Annotated in this window: 13 protein-coding genes; 6 read left to right on the top strand and 7 right to left on the bottom strand. The window is 72.2% G+C overall.

Annotation, left to right across the window (positions count from 1 at the left end; translation table 11 throughout):
- The first annotated feature begins 127 nt into the window (after positions 1 to 127).
- Positions 128 to 1,111: an aldo/keto reductase gene (locus tag OG430_RS43615; protein WP_327358212.1), complete on the top strand. Its 984-nt coding sequence runs from the start codon at positions 128 to 130 to the stop codon at positions 1,109 to 1,111.
- 73 nt (positions 1,112 to 1,184) lie between these two features.
- Here the strand turns inward: OG430_RS43615 and OG430_RS43610 are convergent, their stop codons facing one another.
- A complete protein-coding gene (locus OG430_RS43610; protein WP_327358211.1) occupies positions 1,185 to 2,414 on the bottom strand; it encodes an acyl-CoA dehydrogenase family protein in 1,230 nt (409 codons plus the stop codon).
- Positions 2,415 to 2,584: 170 nt separating this feature from the next.
- Here OG430_RS43610 and OG430_RS43605 point away from each other — a divergent pair, with 170 nt between their 5' ends.
- Positions 2,585 to 3,238, top strand: a complete 654-nt coding sequence (locus tag OG430_RS43605) for a TetR family transcriptional regulator (protein ID WP_327358210.1) — start codon at positions 2,585 to 2,587, stop codon at positions 3,236 to 3,238.
- A 74-nt stretch (positions 3,239 to 3,312) separates the two neighbouring features.
- On the opposite strand, the gene def is transcribed toward OG430_RS43605, so the two are convergent.
- On the bottom strand, positions 3,313 to 3,903 hold the full coding sequence (def, locus tag OG430_RS43600) for a peptide deformylase (protein ID WP_327358209.1): 591 nt from the start codon (positions 3,901 to 3,903) through the stop codon (positions 3,313 to 3,315).
- Positions 3,904 to 4,041: 138 nt separating this feature from the next.
- Between def and OG430_RS43595 the strand changes: the two genes are divergently transcribed.
- The 4 genes from OG430_RS43595 (at position 4,042) to OG430_RS43580 (ending at position 8,297) form a co-directional block, all read left to right on the top strand.
- Positions 4,042 to 5,289, top strand: coding sequence for a Mur ligase family protein (locus OG430_RS43595; protein WP_327358208.1), 1,248 nt, complete (start codon positions 4,042 to 4,044; stop codon positions 5,287 to 5,289).
- A gap of 32 nt (positions 5,290 to 5,321) precedes the next feature.
- Positions 5,322 to 6,050, top strand: a complete 729-nt coding sequence (locus tag OG430_RS43590) for a type 1 glutamine amidotransferase (protein WP_327358207.1) — start codon at positions 5,322 to 5,324, stop codon at positions 6,048 to 6,050.
- Positions 6,051 to 6,208: 158 nt separating this feature from the next.
- Positions 6,209 to 7,234 (top strand): 6-phosphofructokinase, encoded by a 1,026-nt coding sequence (locus tag OG430_RS43585; RefSeq protein ID WP_327358206.1) that lies wholly within the window; start codon positions 6,209 to 6,211, stop codon positions 7,232 to 7,234.
- 103 nt (positions 7,235 to 7,337) lie between these two features.
- Positions 7,338 to 8,297, top strand: a complete 960-nt coding sequence (locus tag OG430_RS43580; RefSeq protein WP_327358205.1) for a cytochrome c oxidase assembly protein — start codon at positions 7,338 to 7,340, stop codon at positions 8,295 to 8,297.
- 61 nt (positions 8,298 to 8,358) lie between these two features.
- Here the strand turns inward: OG430_RS43580 and OG430_RS43575 are convergent, their stop codons facing one another.
- The 5 genes from OG430_RS43575 to OG430_RS43555 form a co-directional block, all read right to left on the bottom strand.
- On the bottom strand, positions 8,359 to 8,517 hold the full coding sequence (locus tag OG430_RS43575) for a hypothetical protein (RefSeq protein WP_327358204.1): 159 nt from the start codon (positions 8,515 to 8,517) through the stop codon (positions 8,359 to 8,361).
- Positions 8,518 to 8,648: 131 nt separating this feature from the next.
- Positions 8,649 to 9,047, bottom strand: coding sequence for an SSI family serine proteinase inhibitor (locus tag OG430_RS43570; protein ID WP_327358203.1), 399 nt, complete (start codon positions 9,045 to 9,047; stop codon positions 8,649 to 8,651).
- A gap of 905 nt (positions 9,048 to 9,952) precedes the next feature.
- Positions 9,953 to 10,918: an ABC transporter ATP-binding protein gene (locus tag OG430_RS43565; protein WP_327358202.1), complete on the bottom strand. Its 966-nt coding sequence runs from the start codon at positions 10,916 to 10,918 to the stop codon at positions 9,953 to 9,955.
- The gene (locus OG430_RS43560; protein WP_327358201.1) at positions 10,915 to 13,644 is read right to left on the bottom strand and encodes an ABC transporter permease; all 2,730 of its coding nucleotides are present in this window, start codon (positions 13,642 to 13,644) and stop codon (positions 10,915 to 10,917) included. The genes OG430_RS43565 and OG430_RS43560 overlap by 4 nt, the downstream gene beginning before the upstream one ends.
- A complete protein-coding gene (locus OG430_RS43555) occupies positions 13,641 to 16,982 on the bottom strand; it encodes an ABC transporter permease (protein WP_327358200.1) in 3,342 nt (1,113 codons plus the stop codon). Before OG430_RS43555 ends, OG430_RS43560 begins: the two co-directional genes overlap by 4 nt.
- Positions 16,983 to 17,087: the final 105 nt, after the last annotated feature.

Raw genomic sequence — 17,087 nt, 5'->3', positions numbered from 1 at the left:
ACACCCAATCTGCACAGGCCTGTTGAGGCTCTACCCACCCAGGTAAATCCTTGGATCAGCGCCCGGCTCCAAGGCACCATGGCCCCCGCACCGCATTCCACACGGCACCCATCAAGGGAGATGCAGGATGAGGTCGAACCAGCTCGGGCGGAGCACGGTCCAGGTCACCGAGCTCGGCTTCGGCGGCGGCCCGCTCGGCGGGCTCTTCGCACCGCTCGACGACGCCACCGCGGCCGGCGCGCTCGACGCGGCCTGGGAGAGCGGCATCCGCTACTTCGACACCTCGCCGCACTACGGCATAGGCCACTCCGAACGCCGCACCGGCGAGCTCCTGAGCGGCAAGGCCCGGGCGGACTTCACGCTCTCCACGAAGGTCGGCCGGCTCCTGGTCCCGCAGGACCCGCAGGGCCGCAGGGACGAGTCCTTCGAGGTGCCCGCGACGCATCGCAGGGTCTGGGACTTCAGCCGCGACGGCGTCCGGCGCAGCGTCGAGGACTCCCTGACCCGGATGGGCGTCGACCGCATCGACCTGCTCCTCCTGCACGACGCGGAACGCCACTTCGAGGACGCGCTGCGCGAGGGCCACCCCGCGTTGGCCGAACTGCGGGCCGAGGGCGTCGTCGGCGCCATCGGCGCGGGCATGTACCACCCCGGCCAACTCGCCACGCTGGTCAAGGAGTCGGACGTCGACGTGGTGATGCTGTCGGGCCGCTACACCCTCCTCGACCACAGCGCACTCGACGAGCTGCTGCCCGCGTGCACGGACCGCGGGGTGTCGGTGCTCGCGGCGTCCGTCTTCAACTCCGGGCTGCTCGCCACGGACCGGCCCGCGAAGGACGCCCCCTTCGACTACGCACCCGCCGGCCCGGAGCTGGTGCGCCGCGCCCATCGCCTCGCCGACGCCTGCGAGGCGCACGGGGTGACACTGCCCCAGGTGGCGATGGCGTTCCCGCTGCGGCATCCGGCCGTCGCCGGGATCGTGGTCGGGATGCGGACCGCGGACGAAGTCCGGCGCAATGTCGCGGCGTTCGGGGCGCCGGTCCCGGACGGGGTGTGGGACGACCTGCGCGGCGAAGGGCTCCTCGACGAGCGGGCCCCGGTGCACGGCTGAGCACGCGAAGGGGCCGCCCTGCCCGGCAGGACGGCCCCTTCCCAGGCTCTAAGGCCGGGCGGACTGCGTACGACTAGCGGATCGGCATGCCCGAGAGCGTGCGCGCGATCACCAGGCGCTGGATCTCGCTGGTCCCCTCGAAGATCGTGTAGATCGCGGCGTCACGGTGCATGCGCTCGACCGGGTACTCACGGGTGAAGCCGTTGCCGCCGAGGATCTGGACCGCCTGGGCGGTGACCTTCTTGGCGGTCTCGCTCGCGAACAGCTTGGACATCGAGCCCTCGGCCGACTCGAACTTCTTCCCCGTGGTCGCCATCCAGGAGGCGCGCCACACCAGGAGGCGGGCGGCGTCGATCTGGGTGCGCATGTCGGCGAGCTGGAAGGCGATGCCCTGATTGTCGATGATCGGACGGCCGAACTGCGTACGGGACTTGGCGTATTCGAGGGCGTAGTCGTACGCGGCACGCGCGGTGCCCACCGCCATGGCGCCGACGGCCGGGCGGGAGGCCTCGAAGGTGGCCATCGCCGCGTTCTTCACGCGCTCGCCGCCGCCCGCCTTGGCCTTCTCGCGGGCCCGGGCCAGGCGCTCGTCGAGCTTGTCCTTGCCGCCGAGCAGGCAGGAGCCGGGGATGCGCACGTCCTCCAGGACGACCTCGGCGGTGTGCGAGGCGCGGATGCCGTGCTTCTTGAACTTCTGGCCCTGGGACAGGCCGGGGGTGTTCGGCGGCACGATGAAGGAGGCGTGGCCCTTGGAGCCGATCTCGGGGTCGACCACGGCGACGACGACGTGGACGTTGGCTATGCCGCCGTTCGTCGCCCAGGTCTTGGTGCCGTTGAGGACCCACTCGTCCTTGGCCTCGTCGTAGACGGCGCGGGTGCGCATGGCCGCGACGTCGGAGCCCGCGTCGGGCTCGGAGGAGCAGAAGGCGGCGACCTTCACGTCGTCGGCGTCGCCGTACATCTCGGGGATCCAGGTGCCGATCTGCTCCTCGGTGCCGTTGGCGAGGACGCCGACCGCGGCGAGGCCGGTGCCGACGATCGACAGGGCGATGCCGGCGTCGCCCCAGAACAGCTCCTCCATCGCCATCGGGATACCGAGCCCGGTCGGGTCGAAGAACTGCTGGGCGTAGAAGTCCAGGGAGTAGATGCCGACCTTCGCGGCCTCCTGGATGACCGGCCAGGGGGTCTCCTCGCGCTCGTCCCACTCGGCGGCCGCGGGGCGGATCACATCGGCGGCGAATCCGTGGAGCCAGTCCCTGACTTCCTTCTGCTCGTCGTTCAGCTCCATGATGAACTCGGCCATGACGGTCCCCTCCAGCACTTGCACCTTGTTACTTGCGGTAACGCGAGTCTGTTACCCGCCAGTAGCGGATGTCAACTCCCGGTCGCGCGTTCGATGAGTTCGATGGAGAAGCGGTGAAGGGTGTTACGTTGCGCGTGCGTCACGGAATCAGCAGGGCGGGGAGAAGTGCAATGGACACGACACAACGGACCGATCAGGAAAGGTCGGCCGAGCGTCGTCGCCGCGAGCTGCTCGAAGCCGCGGACCGCGTGGTGCTCCGCGACGGCCCCGGCGCCTCGATGAACGCCATCGCCGCGGAGGCGGGCATCACCAAGCCGATCCTCTACCGCCACTTCGGCGACAAGGGCGGCCTGTACGCGGCCCTCGCCAAGCGCCACACCGACGCACTCCTCGACTCCCTGCGCGCCGCCCTCGACGCCCCGGCCGAGCGCCGCGAGCGCGTGGAGGCGACCCTCGACACCTACCTCGCGGCGATCGAGGGGGCCCCGCAGGTCTACCGCTTCCTGATGCACCCGGCGGAGGGCGCCTCACAGTCCGAGCAGAACGAGCAGGGCTTCGACGTCGGCCTGCACTCCGCTCCCCTGCTGCGCCGCCTCGGCGAGGAGCTCGCCAAGGTCATCGCCGAACGGGTCGACCTCGGCCCGTCGGGCGAGCAGCTCGCGCGGGTGTGGGGCCACGGCATCGTCGGCATGATGCACGCGGCGGGCGACTGGTGGCTGGGCGAACGCCCCTGCTCCCGGGCCGAGTTGGTGAACAGCCTCGCGGATCTGCTGTGGGGACGCCTCGCGGCGGCCGGGGACATCGCGGGCGGTCCGGGCTTCTGATCCGGGGCTGTTCGGGGCGAGTCCCGCCTCAGGCCGGCACGTACCGGATCACGCGTCTCGTACGGCCTCTTCTTCTACGTTCCCGAGTCGGCTTCTTCTACGTTCCCGAGTCGGCGTACGTCGATGTCCGCGCCCCACTCGGTCTTCCGCGCGGCCCGCAGCACCCTGCCACGCCGCCAGGAGCCCAGGCGTTCCGGGTAGATCCGCCCGTCCAGGTGGTCGCACTCGTGCTGCAGGCAGCGGGCGAACCAGCCCTCTCCCACGATGCGTACCGGCTCCCCGAGCAGGTCGACGCCCTCCACCACCGCGTGGTCGAAGCGCGGCGTGGCCGCCTCCAGGCCCGGCAGGGAGAGACAGCCCTCGGGGCCGCGCACCGTGAAGCCGTCCGCCTCGACCAGGCGGGGATTGATCACATGCCCGAGGTGGCGTCGATCCTCGTCGTCGGGGCAGTCGTAGACGAACACCCTGAGCGGAACGCCGACCTGGTTCGCGGCGAGGCCGACCCCCGGGGCCGCGTACATCGTCGCGAACATGTCCTCGACCAGGCGGGCCAGGGACGGGCCGAAGTCGGTGACCTCCTCGCACGGTGCGTGCAGCACGGGGTCGCCGAGCAGGGTCATGGGCCGTACGTGTCCCGAGCTGCCCGGGATGGAGCCTTGTCGCATGGCCGTAAGGGTACGTTCCGGACCTCACTCGGCCACTGGGCGGTGCCGCGGTTCGGGCGCCGCCCGGGACCTCGATAGGCTGAGGTCACACCAGTGCCGGGCAGGCGCGGCGCCGGAACGCAAGGAGGAGCTGGAACGATGGCAGGACACCCTGGCAGTGCGGACCCGCTGTCGCCGCGGGCCAAGCTGGCCGTGACGGCAGGCAAGGCAGCCGCGGCGGTGTCGCGCGCCGCGGGACGCGGCAGCGGATCGGTGATCGGCGGCCGGGTGGCGCTCAAGCTCGACCCGGACCTGCTCGGCCGGCTCGCCCAGCACCTCGACGTGATCCTGGTGTCGGCGACGAACGGCAAGACGACCACGACGCGACTGATCGCGGAGGCGCTGCGCGCCGCGGGCCCCGTGGTCTCCAACGCGCTCGGCGCGAACATGCCGGCCGGCATCACCTCGGCGCTGGCCGGTGGCTCGGACGCCAAGTACGGCGTGATCGAGGTCGACGAGAAGTACCTGGCCGGAGTGGCCCGCGACGTCGACCCCAAGGCGATCGCGCTGCTCAACCTCTCCCGTGACCAGCTCGACCGGGCCGCCGAGACGCGCATGCTCGCCGAGAAGTGGCGCGAGGGCCTGGCCGGTTCCAAGGCCGTCGTCATCGCCAACGCGGACGACCCGCTGATCGTGTGGGCCGCCTCCTCCTCGCCGAACGTGGTGTGGGTCGCGGCCGGTCAGGAGTGGAAGGACGACGCCTGGTCCTGCCCGTCCTGCGGTGGCGTGATGCAGCGCCCCGGCGACGACTGGTTCTGCGGCGACTGCGGCTTCCGCCGTCCCGCCCCGAGCTGGGCGCTCAGCGGCGACCACGTGCTCGACCCGCACGGTTCGGCCTGGCCGATCCACCTTCAGCTGCCGGGCCGCGCCAACAAGGCCAACGCCACCAGCTCGGCCGCCGTCGCCGCCGTCTTCGGGGTGCCGCCGCAGGTCGCCCTCGAGCGCATGTACCAGGTGCAGGCCGTCGCCGGACGCTATGACGTCGTCCAGTTCCAGAACCGCGATCTTCGTCTGCTGCTGGCGAAGAACCCGGCGGGCTGGCTCGAAACGTTTTCCCTGATCGACCCGCCGCCCACCCCGGTGATCCTTTCGGTGAACGCGCGCGGCGCCGACGGCACCGACACCTCCTGGCTGTGGGACGTCGACTACACGCGGCTCGCCGGGCACCCGATCTTCGTCATCGGTGACCGCCGGCTCGACCTGGCCGTACGCCTCGAAGTGGCCGGCCTGGACTTCCGGGTCTGCGACACCATCGACGAGGCCGTACAGCTGGCGCCCCCCGGGCAGATCGAGCTGATCGCCAACTACACCGCGTTCCAGGACGTCCGCCGCCGCGTCGGCAACTGACGTGTGACTGACAGGGTTAAGGACACATGAGCATGAGCGACAACAGCCTGCGTCTGGTCTGGGTCTACCCCGACCTGCTGAGCACCTACGGAGACCAGGGCAACGCCCTCGTCGTGGAGCGCCGGGCCCGCCAGCGCGGCCTCAACGTCGAGCGCTACGACGTACGCAGCGACCAGGCGATCCCCACCTCGGGCGACATCTACCTGATCGGCGGCGGTGAGGACCGCCCGCAGCGCCTGGCGGCCGAACGCCTGCGCCGCGACGGCGGGTTGAGCCGCGCGGTGGCCAACGGCGCGATCGTCTTCTCGGTGTGCGCGGGCTACCAGATCCTCGGCCACGAGTTCATCAACGACCTCGGCCAGCGCGAGCCGGGCCTCGGCCTGCTCGACGTGGTCTCCACGCGCGGCGAGGGCGAGCGGTGCGTCGGCGATGTCCTGGCCGACATCGACCAGCCGCTGGGCCTGCCTCAGCTGACCGGCTTCGAGAACCACCAGGGCATCACCCATCTCGGCCCCTCCGCGCGCCCGTTCGCGCACGTGCGGCTCGGCAAGGGCAACGGCACGGGCGACGGCACCGAGGGCGCGTACAACGACACCGTCTTCGGTACGTACATGCACGGCCCCGTCCTCGCCCGCAACCCGCAGGTCGCCGACCTGCTGCTCAAGCTCGCGCTCGACGTGAACGCGCTGCCGCAGGTCGACGACCGCTGGTACGAGGCGCTGCGCGGCGAGCGCATCGCGGCCGCCACTCAGCCCGCCTAGAGCGGGCCACAAGTGAGCTGAGGCACGCTCGTACGGTCCTCCAAATCCAGGGCCTGGACTGCGATTCGGCCCCGTCACTTCGCACTAGTAGGGTGACGGGGTCTTCGCCGGACGACGTGGTCCGGTACATCCGCCCACGTTGCAAAGGTTCTTGGGCCATGCGTATAGGCGTCCTCACCTCCGGCGGCGACTGCCCCGGCCTGAACGCTGTCATTCGGTCGGTCGTGCACCGCGCCGTGGTCGACCACGGCGACGAGGTCATCGGCTTCCACGACGGGTGGAAGGGCCTCCTCGAGTGCGACTACCGCAAGCTCGACCTCGATGCCGTCAGCGGCATCCTCGCCCGCGGCGGCACCATCCTCGGCTCCTCGCGCGTACAGCCCGCGCATCTGCGGGACGGCGTCGAGCGCGCCAAGGGACATCTCGAAGAGCTCGGCCTGGACGCGATCATTCCGATCGGCGGTGAGGGCACCCTCAAGGCCGCCCGCCTCCTCTCGGACAACGGTCTGCCGATCGTCGGCGTCCCGAAGACCATCGACAACGACATAGCGGTGACGGACGTGACGTTCGGTTTCGACACCGCCGTCGGTGTCGCCACCGAGGCGCTCGACCGTCTCAAGACCACCGCCGAGTCCCACCAGCGCGTCCTGATCGTCGAGGTCATGGGCCGGCACACCGGCTGGATCGCCCTCAACTCCGGTATGGCGGCGGGCGCCCACGCCATCGTCGTGCCCGAGCGGCCCTTCGACATCGACGAGCTGGCCAAGAAGGTCGGCGCCCGCTTCGAGGCCGGCAAGAAGTTCGCGATCGTCGTCGCCGCCGAGGGCGCCAAGCCCCGCGAGGGCTCCATGGAGTACGACGAGGGCGGCAAGGACATCTACGGCCACGAGCGCTTCGCCGGCATCGCCCGCCAGCTCTCCATCGAGCTGGAGCAGCGCCTCGGCAAGGAGGCCCGCCCGGTCATCCTCGGCCACGTCCAGCGGGGCGGCACCCCGACCGCGTACGACCGTGTCCTCGCCACCCGCTTCGGCTGGCACGCCGTGGAGGCCGTGCACCGCGGGGAGTTCGGGATGATGACCGCACTGCAGGGCACCGACATCGTGATGGCGCCGCTCGCGAAGGCCGTCGAGACCCTGAAGACCGTGCCGGACGAGCGGTACGCCGAGGCCGAGTGCGTCCTGTAGTACCCGATCCACCTGAGCAGTTCGAACCGCCCCCGGCCGAAGCTTCGGCCGGGGGCGGTTCTACTCTGGGTCCGGACAACCGGCACGAATCAGGAGTCAGCGGATGGATCACAGCGGGCACGGCATGGACATGGACATGGATCTGCCGCCGTTCACGCTGGGGCGGGGCCTCGAACCGTCCATGGACGCCTTCTTCCTGATCGGCTGCCTCGCGGGGCTCGCCCTCTACGGGTGGGGCGTGGTGCGGCTGATCCGCCGCGGCGACTCGTGGCCGGTCGGGCGGAGCATCGCCTTCGTCATCGGCGTGCTGACCATCGCGCTCGTGATGTGTACGAAGCTCAACGACTACGGCATGGTCATGTTCAGCGTGCACATGGTGCAGCACATGGTGATCAGCATGCTGTCGCCGATCCTGCTGCTGCTCGGGGCGCCGATCACGCTGGCGCTGCGGGCGATGCCGGTCGCGGGGCGGGGGCGCCGCAAGGGGCCGCGCGAGCTGCTGTTGATGCTGCTGCACAGCCGCTACATGAAGATCGTGACGCATCCCGCGTTCACGATCCCGATGTTCATCGCGAGCCTGTACGGCCTCTACTTCACGCCGCTCTTCGACTTCCTGATGGAGTCCAAGCCGGGGCACATCTTCATGATGGTGCACTTCCTCGCGGTGGGCCTGGTCTTCTTCTGGCCGATCATGGGCGTGGACCCGGGGCCGCACCGGCCCGGCTATGTGATGCGGATGCTGGAGCTGTTCGCGGGCATGCCGTTCCACGCGTTCTTCGGCATCGCGCTGATGATGGCGACCACGCCCATGGTCGGCACGTACATGCACCCGCCCGCCTCGCTCGGCATCGACCCGCTCGCCGACCAGGAGGCGGGGGGCGGCATCGCGTGGGCCTTCTCCGAGATCCCGTCCGTGGTCGTGCTCGTGGCGCTGCTGTTCCAGTGGCGCAAGTCCGAGGAGCGCGAGGCACGGCGCTCGGACCGCGCCGCGGACCGCGACGGCGACAAGGAGCTCGAGGCGTACAACGCCTATCTGCAGTCGTTGCACGCCCGCGGGCAGTAGGCGCCTGCTGGCAGTGGGCACCTACGGGCAGTAGGCGCTCAAGCAGGCTCGGCGGGGCGGCTCAGGCGGGCTTGGACAGGGCGATGGCCGCCGTGATCAGCCCGAGCACGACCCAGCCGAACCACAGCCAGCCGTTGCTGCCGAGCGCCACCGTGTAGGCCGTCACCACGACGAGGCCCCCGACGGTGAGCACCCCCATCGTCTTCGTAGAACCGGGCATCGCGACACCCTCCTCCCACCGGTCGGACACCTGCGTGCCCGCACCGCGACCAGGAGTTCATCGTCCCTCGCGAAGACCCACTTCCGCTAGCGTCTGCGCATTTCCACGATCCGAGAACGACCGGAACGCGATCAGAACGCGAAGACCGGGCCGGTGGCGGCGGTCATCGCGCAGGCGTTGGGGAACGTCTTGTGCCAGGCCAGCGGGCGTCCGCGATGGGTGCCCGAGGCACTGACCGTGACCGGGTCGAGCTGCAGCGTGCAGGCGCCCGGGGCGAGGGGCAGCTTGTCGAAGTCGCCGCGTACGGCGTCGAGCGCGGCGCAGGCCTGCGCGGCCTTCGGGTGCGGGGTCGGGTTCGGCGGGCAGCGCAGGAGGACGCCGCGGATCCAGGTGTTCTCCGACCCGGACACGGTCAGGAACAGGCCGCCGCCTCGCGGGGCGGCGTCCGCCTGGGCGGGTGCGGCGGGCACCAGGGCGATCAGGGCGGTGGCGGCGAGCGTGGCTAGAGCCGAGTGGGCTGAGGGGCGCATCCGAACCTCCGGGGTCGTGCGTGTACCGGAGGCCAGGCCACCCCTGACCCCACGGGTCGACAAGGTGACGCGCCGGGGTGTCCGTCGTACGGGGGCGGGGTGAGGGCCGGACGGACCGTGTCGGGTGGGGCCGGGCTGTGGCGGGTGAGGCTGTGCGGGACCAGGCTGCCGGGTGAGGCTGTGCGGGACCGGGCTGCACGGGTCCTGACTGCACGGGAACGCCACGTGGGGCCGGGCCGCACGGGACGGCTCGCTATGCAGGGCCACGCCGCACGGGACCTGACTGCACGGGAACACGCCGCATGGGGCTGGGCCGCGCGGGACCAGGCCGTACGAGGTCGGGCTGCGCGGAAAGGCCACACGGGACCGGACTGCACAGGATCGGACCGTACGGAACCGGCTGCACGGGACCAGGCCGTACGGGAAGGCCGCACGGGACCAGGCCGTACGAGATCGGGCTGCGCGGAAAGGCCACACGGGACCGGACTGCACAGGATCGGACCGTACGGAACCGGCTGCACGGGACCAGGCCGTACGGGAAGGCCGCGCGGGACCAGGCCGTACGAGATCGGGCTGTGCGGGAAGGCCACACGGGACCGGACTGCACAGGATCGGACCGTACGGAACCGGCTGCACGGGACCAGGCCGTACGGGAAGGCCGCACGGGACCAGGCCGTACGAGATCGGGCTGTGCGGAAAGGCCACACGGGACCGGACTGCACAGGATCGGACCGTACGGAACCGGCTGCACGGGACCAGGCCGTACGGGAAGGCCGCACGGGACCAGGCCGTACGAGATCGGGCCGTGCGGGAAGGCCACACGGGACCGGGCTGCACGGGATCGGGCAGTGCGAGAGCGGCTGCGCGAGACCGGGCCGTGTGGGGGCCGGGCGTGTGGATTCAGGTCACGTCTGTTCTGTCGTGTCGTCCGGCCAGATTCCGATGTGGTCGGGCTCCAGCTCCAGCATGACGCGGTCGTGCATGCCCAGCGCCTCGGTGTAGTCGGCGGGGAGCTGGAGGCGGCCGGCGCGGTCCAGCATCGCGTACTCCCTTGCCACCACCGCCTCCTGGCCCGTCGTCGCGTCGACCTCGGTGCGGCGCAGGGTCTCGGTGGAGGTGCGGCCGTCGCGGATGGCGACCGTGCGGCGGACCTCGGTGGCCACCTCCTGGTCGTGCGTGACGATGACCACCGTCGTGCCCAGCTCCTCGTTGGCCGTGCGCAGCGCCGCGAACACCTGCTCCGCGGTGTGCGAGTCCAGCTCGCCGGTGGGTTCGTCGGCGAGCAGCACCGACGGCTCGTTGGCCAGCGCCACCGCGATCGCCACACGCTGCTGCTGGCCGCCGGACATCTGGTGCGGACGCCGGTCGCGGCAGTCCGCGACGTCGAGGAGCGCGAGCAGCGACTCGGCCCGCTCGGCCTTCTTCTTGGTGCGGCCGCGCAGCTGCATGGGCAGCGCCACGTTCTGGACGGCGGTCAGATACGGCAGCAGATTGCGGGCCGTCTGCTGCCAGACGAAGCCGACCACCTCCCGCCGGTAGCGCAGGCGATCCTTGGCGCCCATGGCGAGCAGGTCGCAGCCGGCCACCTTCGCCGCGCCGGCGGTGGGTTCGTCCAGTCCGGCGAGGATGTTCATCAGGGTCGACTTGCCACTGCCCGACGCTCCGACCAGGGCCATCAACTCGCCCTCGCGGACCAGGAGGTCGAGGCCCTGCAGGGCCTGCACCTCCACGCCGTCGGTGGAGAAGATGCGCACCAGGCGGTCGCAGGTGATCAGCGCGTCGTGGCCGTACGCGGGCCGGTCGCGGCGGGCGGCCGCCCGGCGCTCGAGGTCGCTGAGGGTGACCTCCGGTGAGGACACGGTCTCGGTCATCGGGTGTCTCCTGCCCTGAGTTCGGTCGTTGTCGTACGCCGGGTGGTGACCCAGGCCTGCACCGTGGCCACCGCCGACGCGATCACCACCACGGCGAGCGCGGGCAGCAGCAGGCTGAGCAGGTCGGCGCGCAGCTGTACCGGGCCGAGTGAGGCGAAGCGTCCCGGGGCGGACAGGGCCAGGCGGTCCAGCTGGATGCCCGGCGCCATCAGCCGGATCGCCGCCCAGCCGACCAGGGCTCCGCCGCTCGCGGCGAGGAGCGTGCGCGGCAGGTTCTCCAGGACGAGCAGGCGGCGGCCCTGCCGGCCGGTCAGGCCCATGGTCCGCAGCCGTCCGAGGAGCGTGGTCTGCTGAGGACCGGCCTGCAGCAGCGAGAGGAGCAGCGCGAGGAGCGCGTATCCGGCCCCCGCGACCACGGCCAGTGCGTAGATCCGTTCGGCGCCGCTCTGCACGGGCGAGGCGACGAAGCCGGCCCGCTCGGCGGCCCGGGTGGTGACGCTGACCGGGACACCGGCCTTGCCTGCCGCCGTCCGCAGGGCGTCGACGGACACCGAAGGGCCGGAGATCAGGAGCGTGTTGGGGCTGCTGTGCGGCACTCCCGCGGCGTCGACCACCAGGAACTCGCCGCCGTCGGCCAGCCCCGGTGTGGTGTCACGGACGGACCGCACCCGCACGTCGAACTGGCCGGTCCCGGGGCCGACCCTGGCCTCCCGGCCGCCCAGCCGCTCGGCGACACCGGGCGAGGCCAGCGCGGGCAGCGCCCCGGAGGACCTGCGCAGGTCCTCGGCCCGGAAGGCGCCGAGGCCGGTGCTGCGGGCGAGCCGCGCGTACGAGGCCGGGTCGACGGCGAGGAGCGTGACGGTCTCGGTGCTCGCATCCCCCAGGTCCAGGGTGAAGTCGCGATGGAGGGGGGCCACGTCGTCCACCCGGGGCAACGCCCGCACCTGATCGGTCAGCTTGTCCGGCAGCGGATCGGCCGAGCCGATGCGGGCGTCGGCGCCCACCGCGGTCAGCGATGCCCGGTCCCGGGCGTCGTCGATCCCTGCCAGCACCGAGCCGCCGAACGCCGCGGTGGTCAGGGCAAGCAGCAGCGCGAGGAGCGGCAGGGCCGCGGCGGACGGGGAGCGGCCCGCACGGGCAAGGGACAGGAAGCCGATCGCCCCGCGCCGACGCGCCACCGGAAGCGCCGCAAGACGCAGGGGCAGCGGATACAGGCGTACGAGCACCAGCGCGGCGATGATCCCCACCAGGACGGGCGCGGCACTGAGGAGTTGGTCCACCTCGCCCTCCGCCACACCCCGGCGGCGCAGTGCGGCGACCGCGGCCACCGTCAGCACCAGGACCGTCACCTCGGCCACGATGCGGCGGCGCGAGGGCCTGGCGCGTACGAGGTCCTCGCGCTCGCCGTGCAGCCGGGGCCTGCGGTGCAGCACGGCGGCCCGAACCGGCAGCGCGGCACAGGCCACGAACGCCACCGCGGCAGAGGCGAGCAACGGCGGCAGCGTCCGGCCCTCGGACGTGGCCACGAAGGCGAGGAAGCAGCCGACGGCCGCGGCGGGCAGCACGGGCACGGCGGTCTCCGCGAGGAGCCGTCCGGCGATCCCCGCGAGCGAACCGCCGCGGGAGCGCAGCAGGGACAGCTCCGTGTGCCGTCGCGCGGCGGCCAGACCGCCGGCCATGAGCAGGACGACGCCGGCGACGCTGCCGACGCCGAAGGATCCGACGGCGACCACCGGCCGGATGGCGGAGACGACGTCGTCGAATTCGACGAGGGTGTTGTCCAGGCTGGTGTCGGTCTCCAGGCCCGGTGAGACGGCGGAGCGCAGGCGGGCCTGCAGCGGCCCGTTCTCGAAGGAGGCGATCGCCGACTTGATGCGGGGCACGTCGGTGACACCGAGTCCGGACGGATCGGGGGCGATGCGCCAGTACACCTCGGTCTGCGACATCACCGACAGGAGTACCGGTGCCGCCCCGGACGGCAGGAGCAGCGCTCCGTGCCAGTACGGCATCGGCGGCTGCCCCGGCGTGTGCAGTTGGACGGGTGCGCGCAGGACCGGCTCGACGGCCCAGTAGCTCTTGGTCGGGTGCACGGGTTCGACGATGCCCGTGATCTTCACGGTGAGCGGGTCCGGGGTGCCCTCCCGTGGCACGTGGATGGTCGATCCGACCTTGATGTGGAGGACCTTGGCGGTGGCCGAAGTGACCGCGGCCTGCACCTCGTTGGTGTCCGGGCCGACGGAGCCCGCCGCTGCCGTGGGCAGGCGCCCCGACTTCAGCGTGGAGTGTGCGGCGAGCCCGGCCGGGGCGCTGAGCGTGAACACCGGGGATCCGCCGTCGAGGGCGGGCAGCCACGTGTCGCTCGCTTCCGCGGGGTCCGGGATCCGCACGCCGAAGGTGGACTGCGCGGAGTCGGCACGCAGGGCCGCTGGCAGCCGGTCGAGGATCTTGCGGTAGCGCTCGTTCAGATTCCGCGGACGCAGCGCGTCGATCTGCTCGTTCGGGTCGGCATCCAGGTCGTTCAGCGGCTGGTCGGTCAGTTCGATGACGCTCTGCTTCGGTGGCGCGACGCGCACTTCGTGGCGCAGGCCCCGGCTTTCGTACGTGTCGACCGCACGCGGGAACGCCGCGGCGAGGAACGAGGTGACCAGGACCAGGAGCATCAGTGCGGCGGTGGGCCCGGGGGCGGTGCGCAGCCGGGTGCGGACCCAGGGAGCAACAGCCTTCATCGCTCGCCTCCTTGGACGCGCAGCGCCGTCGCGGGATCGCCGCGGCGCAGGGCGAGGACGGCCACGATGAGCGCGGGCGCCGCGGCAACTGCTGCGAGCAGCAGGGCGACCCGGCCGACGGGCAGTTCGACGAGCACGCCCGGTACCGGCTGGGCGGCCTGTCCGGTGAGCACGATCAGCGGTACGACGGCCCGGGTGAGGACCGCGCCGAGGGCCACCCCGATCACGAGCGCGAGCCCGATCAGGAGCGACTGTTCGGCGGCGAGGAGCCGGGCCAGCTGCCGTCGTGGGGTGCCGAGCGCCCGGAGCACCGCGAACTCCGCCGCGCGTTCCCGTACGGCGCCTGCCGTACTCACCGCGAAGCCCACCGCGGCCAGTGCCGCGGCGACCAGGGCGACGGCGAGCAGGGCCGTCTGTGGGCCTGCGCCCAGCGGATCGTCATGCAGCTCCTCGGCGATCTCGTCGCGTACCTGGATCTGACCGGGGTCGATCTCGGCGCGGTCCCGCAGCTCCGCCGCGACCTGTGCCGCCTTGCCGGGCTTGGTGAACAGCCACCACTCGGTGGGCGTGACCACGGCGTCGGGGCGGGTCTCGCTCAGCACCCGGTTGACGGCCCGGAGATCGAGCAGCATGGCGCCGCCGTCGGTCGTGGTGGCCTTGGTCCCGGCCGGATCGGGTCGTCCGAGGCCGGGCCCGGTCGTCGGGACGCCCTGCAGGACGCCCGCGATCTTCACCTTGACGGGCTTGCCGGACAGCGGGACTTCGACGACGGAGCCGGTCTTCGCACCACTGGATTCGAGGAAGCGCGGCGTCACCAGCGCGGCCGGCACCACGGGTTCGGCCCGCGCGGCGGCGACCCGGACGGTGACGGTGCGCTCGGCGTCCCACCGTTCGTCGGAGATGCCCGTACCTGTGTGGTACTTGACGTCCAGCGGCGTGCCGGGCGTGGCACGTACGTCGGTGACCTTCGGCGCGATCTCGTCCCCGCCCAGGGAGTTCGGCTCCGGGCTCACCGTGGCCTTCCCGTGCCAGCGCGCATCCTTCGGCGTGGACACCTTCTGCGCGCTGCCGTCCGCTCCGATGGCACGAATCTCCCCGATGGTGAGCCGCTTGGGCAGCACCCGTTCCGGATAGCCGGCTTCCTCGAACTCGATCGCGGTCAGCGTCAGCGGACCGGCGGGCTTGCCGACCGGGGCGTCGGCGGCCGCGTCCAGGTCCAGCGTCAGCGTGTGCGGCTCGCCGTCCGGCGTCAGGCCGTCCGCGAACAGCTGGTAGGGCACTCCGTAGCGGTCCTCGGCGGTCACGGTGAGGCCGTTGCCGGCCCTGACGCCCGGGTCCTCGTCCGGGCCGCGCAGGGTGATGTCGAGGTCGAGGCGCGCCGTGTCGGCGGGCAGCAACAGCCCGGTGGGCGCGGCCTTTTCGGGGCGCAGTGCCGCAAGCAGCCTCGCCTGGTCGCCCTGGGCCAGATCGTCCCGCATGCGCAGGTGCGGCCCGGCGGTCGTGGTGTCGAGCGCGAGCAGGGTTGCCCGGCGTCCGCCGGACAGCCCCACCTCGCTGCGGGCGGCGGGCGCCGCGGCCCGCAGGCCCGCCAGCTCGTCGTACGCCCCGCCCTGGCCGAACGCGGCGCCGCTGCTGCCCAGCACTCGCACCGGGGCGCCCGCGCGGAAGTCCGCCTGGTCGTCCTGCGAGCGGTCCCAGGACGCGCCCTGGCCGAGGGCGAGCATGCCCATCGCGACGGCGAGCACGAGCAACAGCACCGTGCCCGCGCCGCGCAGCGGTCTGCGGCTGAACTGCCAGCCGGCCAGCGAGACGGTGAGGCCGCGGCCGCCGACGGCGTGCCGCTCGGCGAGCTTCGCGGCCGGCGGGAGCAGTCGCAGGGTCAGCACGGTGCCGGCGAGCAGGGCGAGCGCGGGAGCGACGACGAGCAGCGGATCGATGCCCAACTCGCCCTCGCGGTCGCCGCTCAGCGCGCCGCTGTCCAGTGTGCGCCGGTCGAGCTGCCAGTAGGCGACGGCGGCGATGACCAGGAGTCCGACGTCGGCTCCGGCCCGCAGCGGTGCGGGCAGCGCCCGGGTCCGGCCGTGGCCGGACCGGGCCGCGGTGAGCGCCGGACCCACCACGGCCAGCGCGCAGGCCAGCGAGGCCAGTACGCCGACCAGCCAGACCTGCGCGGTCAGCGAGGTGTCGAGGTGCAGCCCGATCCGGGCCAGGAGGCCCTGTCCGGCGAGCAGCCGGGTGAGCGGACCGGCGAGCAGGGGCGCGCACACTGCCGCGGGCAGGGCGAGGAGCAGCGCCTCGACTGCGGCGAGCCCCGCGATCCGGCCGCGCGAGGCGCCTCGGGCCAGCAACACCTCGTTCTCGCCCGCGCGTTCGGTGCTCAGCAGCCGGGCCACGAGCAGCAGCGCGTACGCGGCGAGCAGCACCAGCTGCAGCGAGACGATGAGCAGGGTGGCCCGCGACACGAGCAGGGCGCGTTCCAACTGGTCGAGCACTGCGGGGAGTTGGGTGGTGGCGGAGACGCTGCCCTTGAGCGCGGGCTGCGCGTCGAGGAACTTCAGGCCCTTCTTCGCGGTGTCGCGCAGCGCGTCGATCCGGCCGGCGCCGAGCGTGCCGTAGTCGGCGGTGGCCAGCCAGGCCGATCCGGCGTGGCTGATCCGGCCGGAGTCGAGGACGGCGGGGTCGGTGAGCAGCGGCCCGTACAGCGTGAAGGAGTCCTTGCCCACGCCGCGTCCGCCGAGCTCGTCGAGCTGCCAGTACGGATCGTTCCGGTCGGCCGGGCGGTAGGTGCCGGTGACGCGGATCCGTACCGCGGGGCCGTGCAGCCGGTCGGTGAGGCGCAGCACTCGCGGACCCGGGGTCAGTTTCAGCGCTTTCGCGGCGGCCTCCGGCAGGGCGACGCCGAGGACGCCGTCGGGGGCCGAGGTGGGCCACTCGCCTGCCGACAGGCGGACCTTCGAGCGGTCCGCGACGGCGAACTTCGTCAGGTCCGGTTCGCCCTTGCGGGCGGCGGCCGTCTGCAGCGCGCGGGGCAGTGCGTACGGCCCCGAGGTGTCGAACTCCTTGAGTGACACCGGGAGTTGGTCGAAGGTCTGGCGCGCTCCGTGCTGTGCGGCCCGGGTGGCTTCGGCGCGGTCCGCCTCGGCGTTGTCGGAGGTGATGACCAGCGAGGCGGCCGCGGCGTTCCGGGTCTGCAGGGCGTGCCGCAGCCCGGCGTCCCCCACGGATCCGGCGAAGGCGGCGAGGGTGGCGAGTACCGCCGTGGTGAGCAGCACGGCCAGCAGGGCCGCCGTGAGCAGCAACCGGTGTCCGCGTGCGCGGAGGAACACAAATCCGGTCACCGGTCTCCCCCGAAATATCCCTGTGGGCGCGCCCCCGAAAGCCCTTTCGGTCGGGATGTTTTCAGACACGACCGGCGGAAGACACCGCTCCGCCCGATGACTTGA

The sequence above is a fragment of the Streptomyces sp. NBC_01304 genome (genome assembly GCF_035975855.1).
Classification (GTDB): domain Bacteria; phylum Actinomycetota; class Actinomycetes; order Streptomycetales; family Streptomycetaceae; genus Streptomyces.
This window is presented reverse-complemented; position numbering and strand designations above follow the sequence as displayed.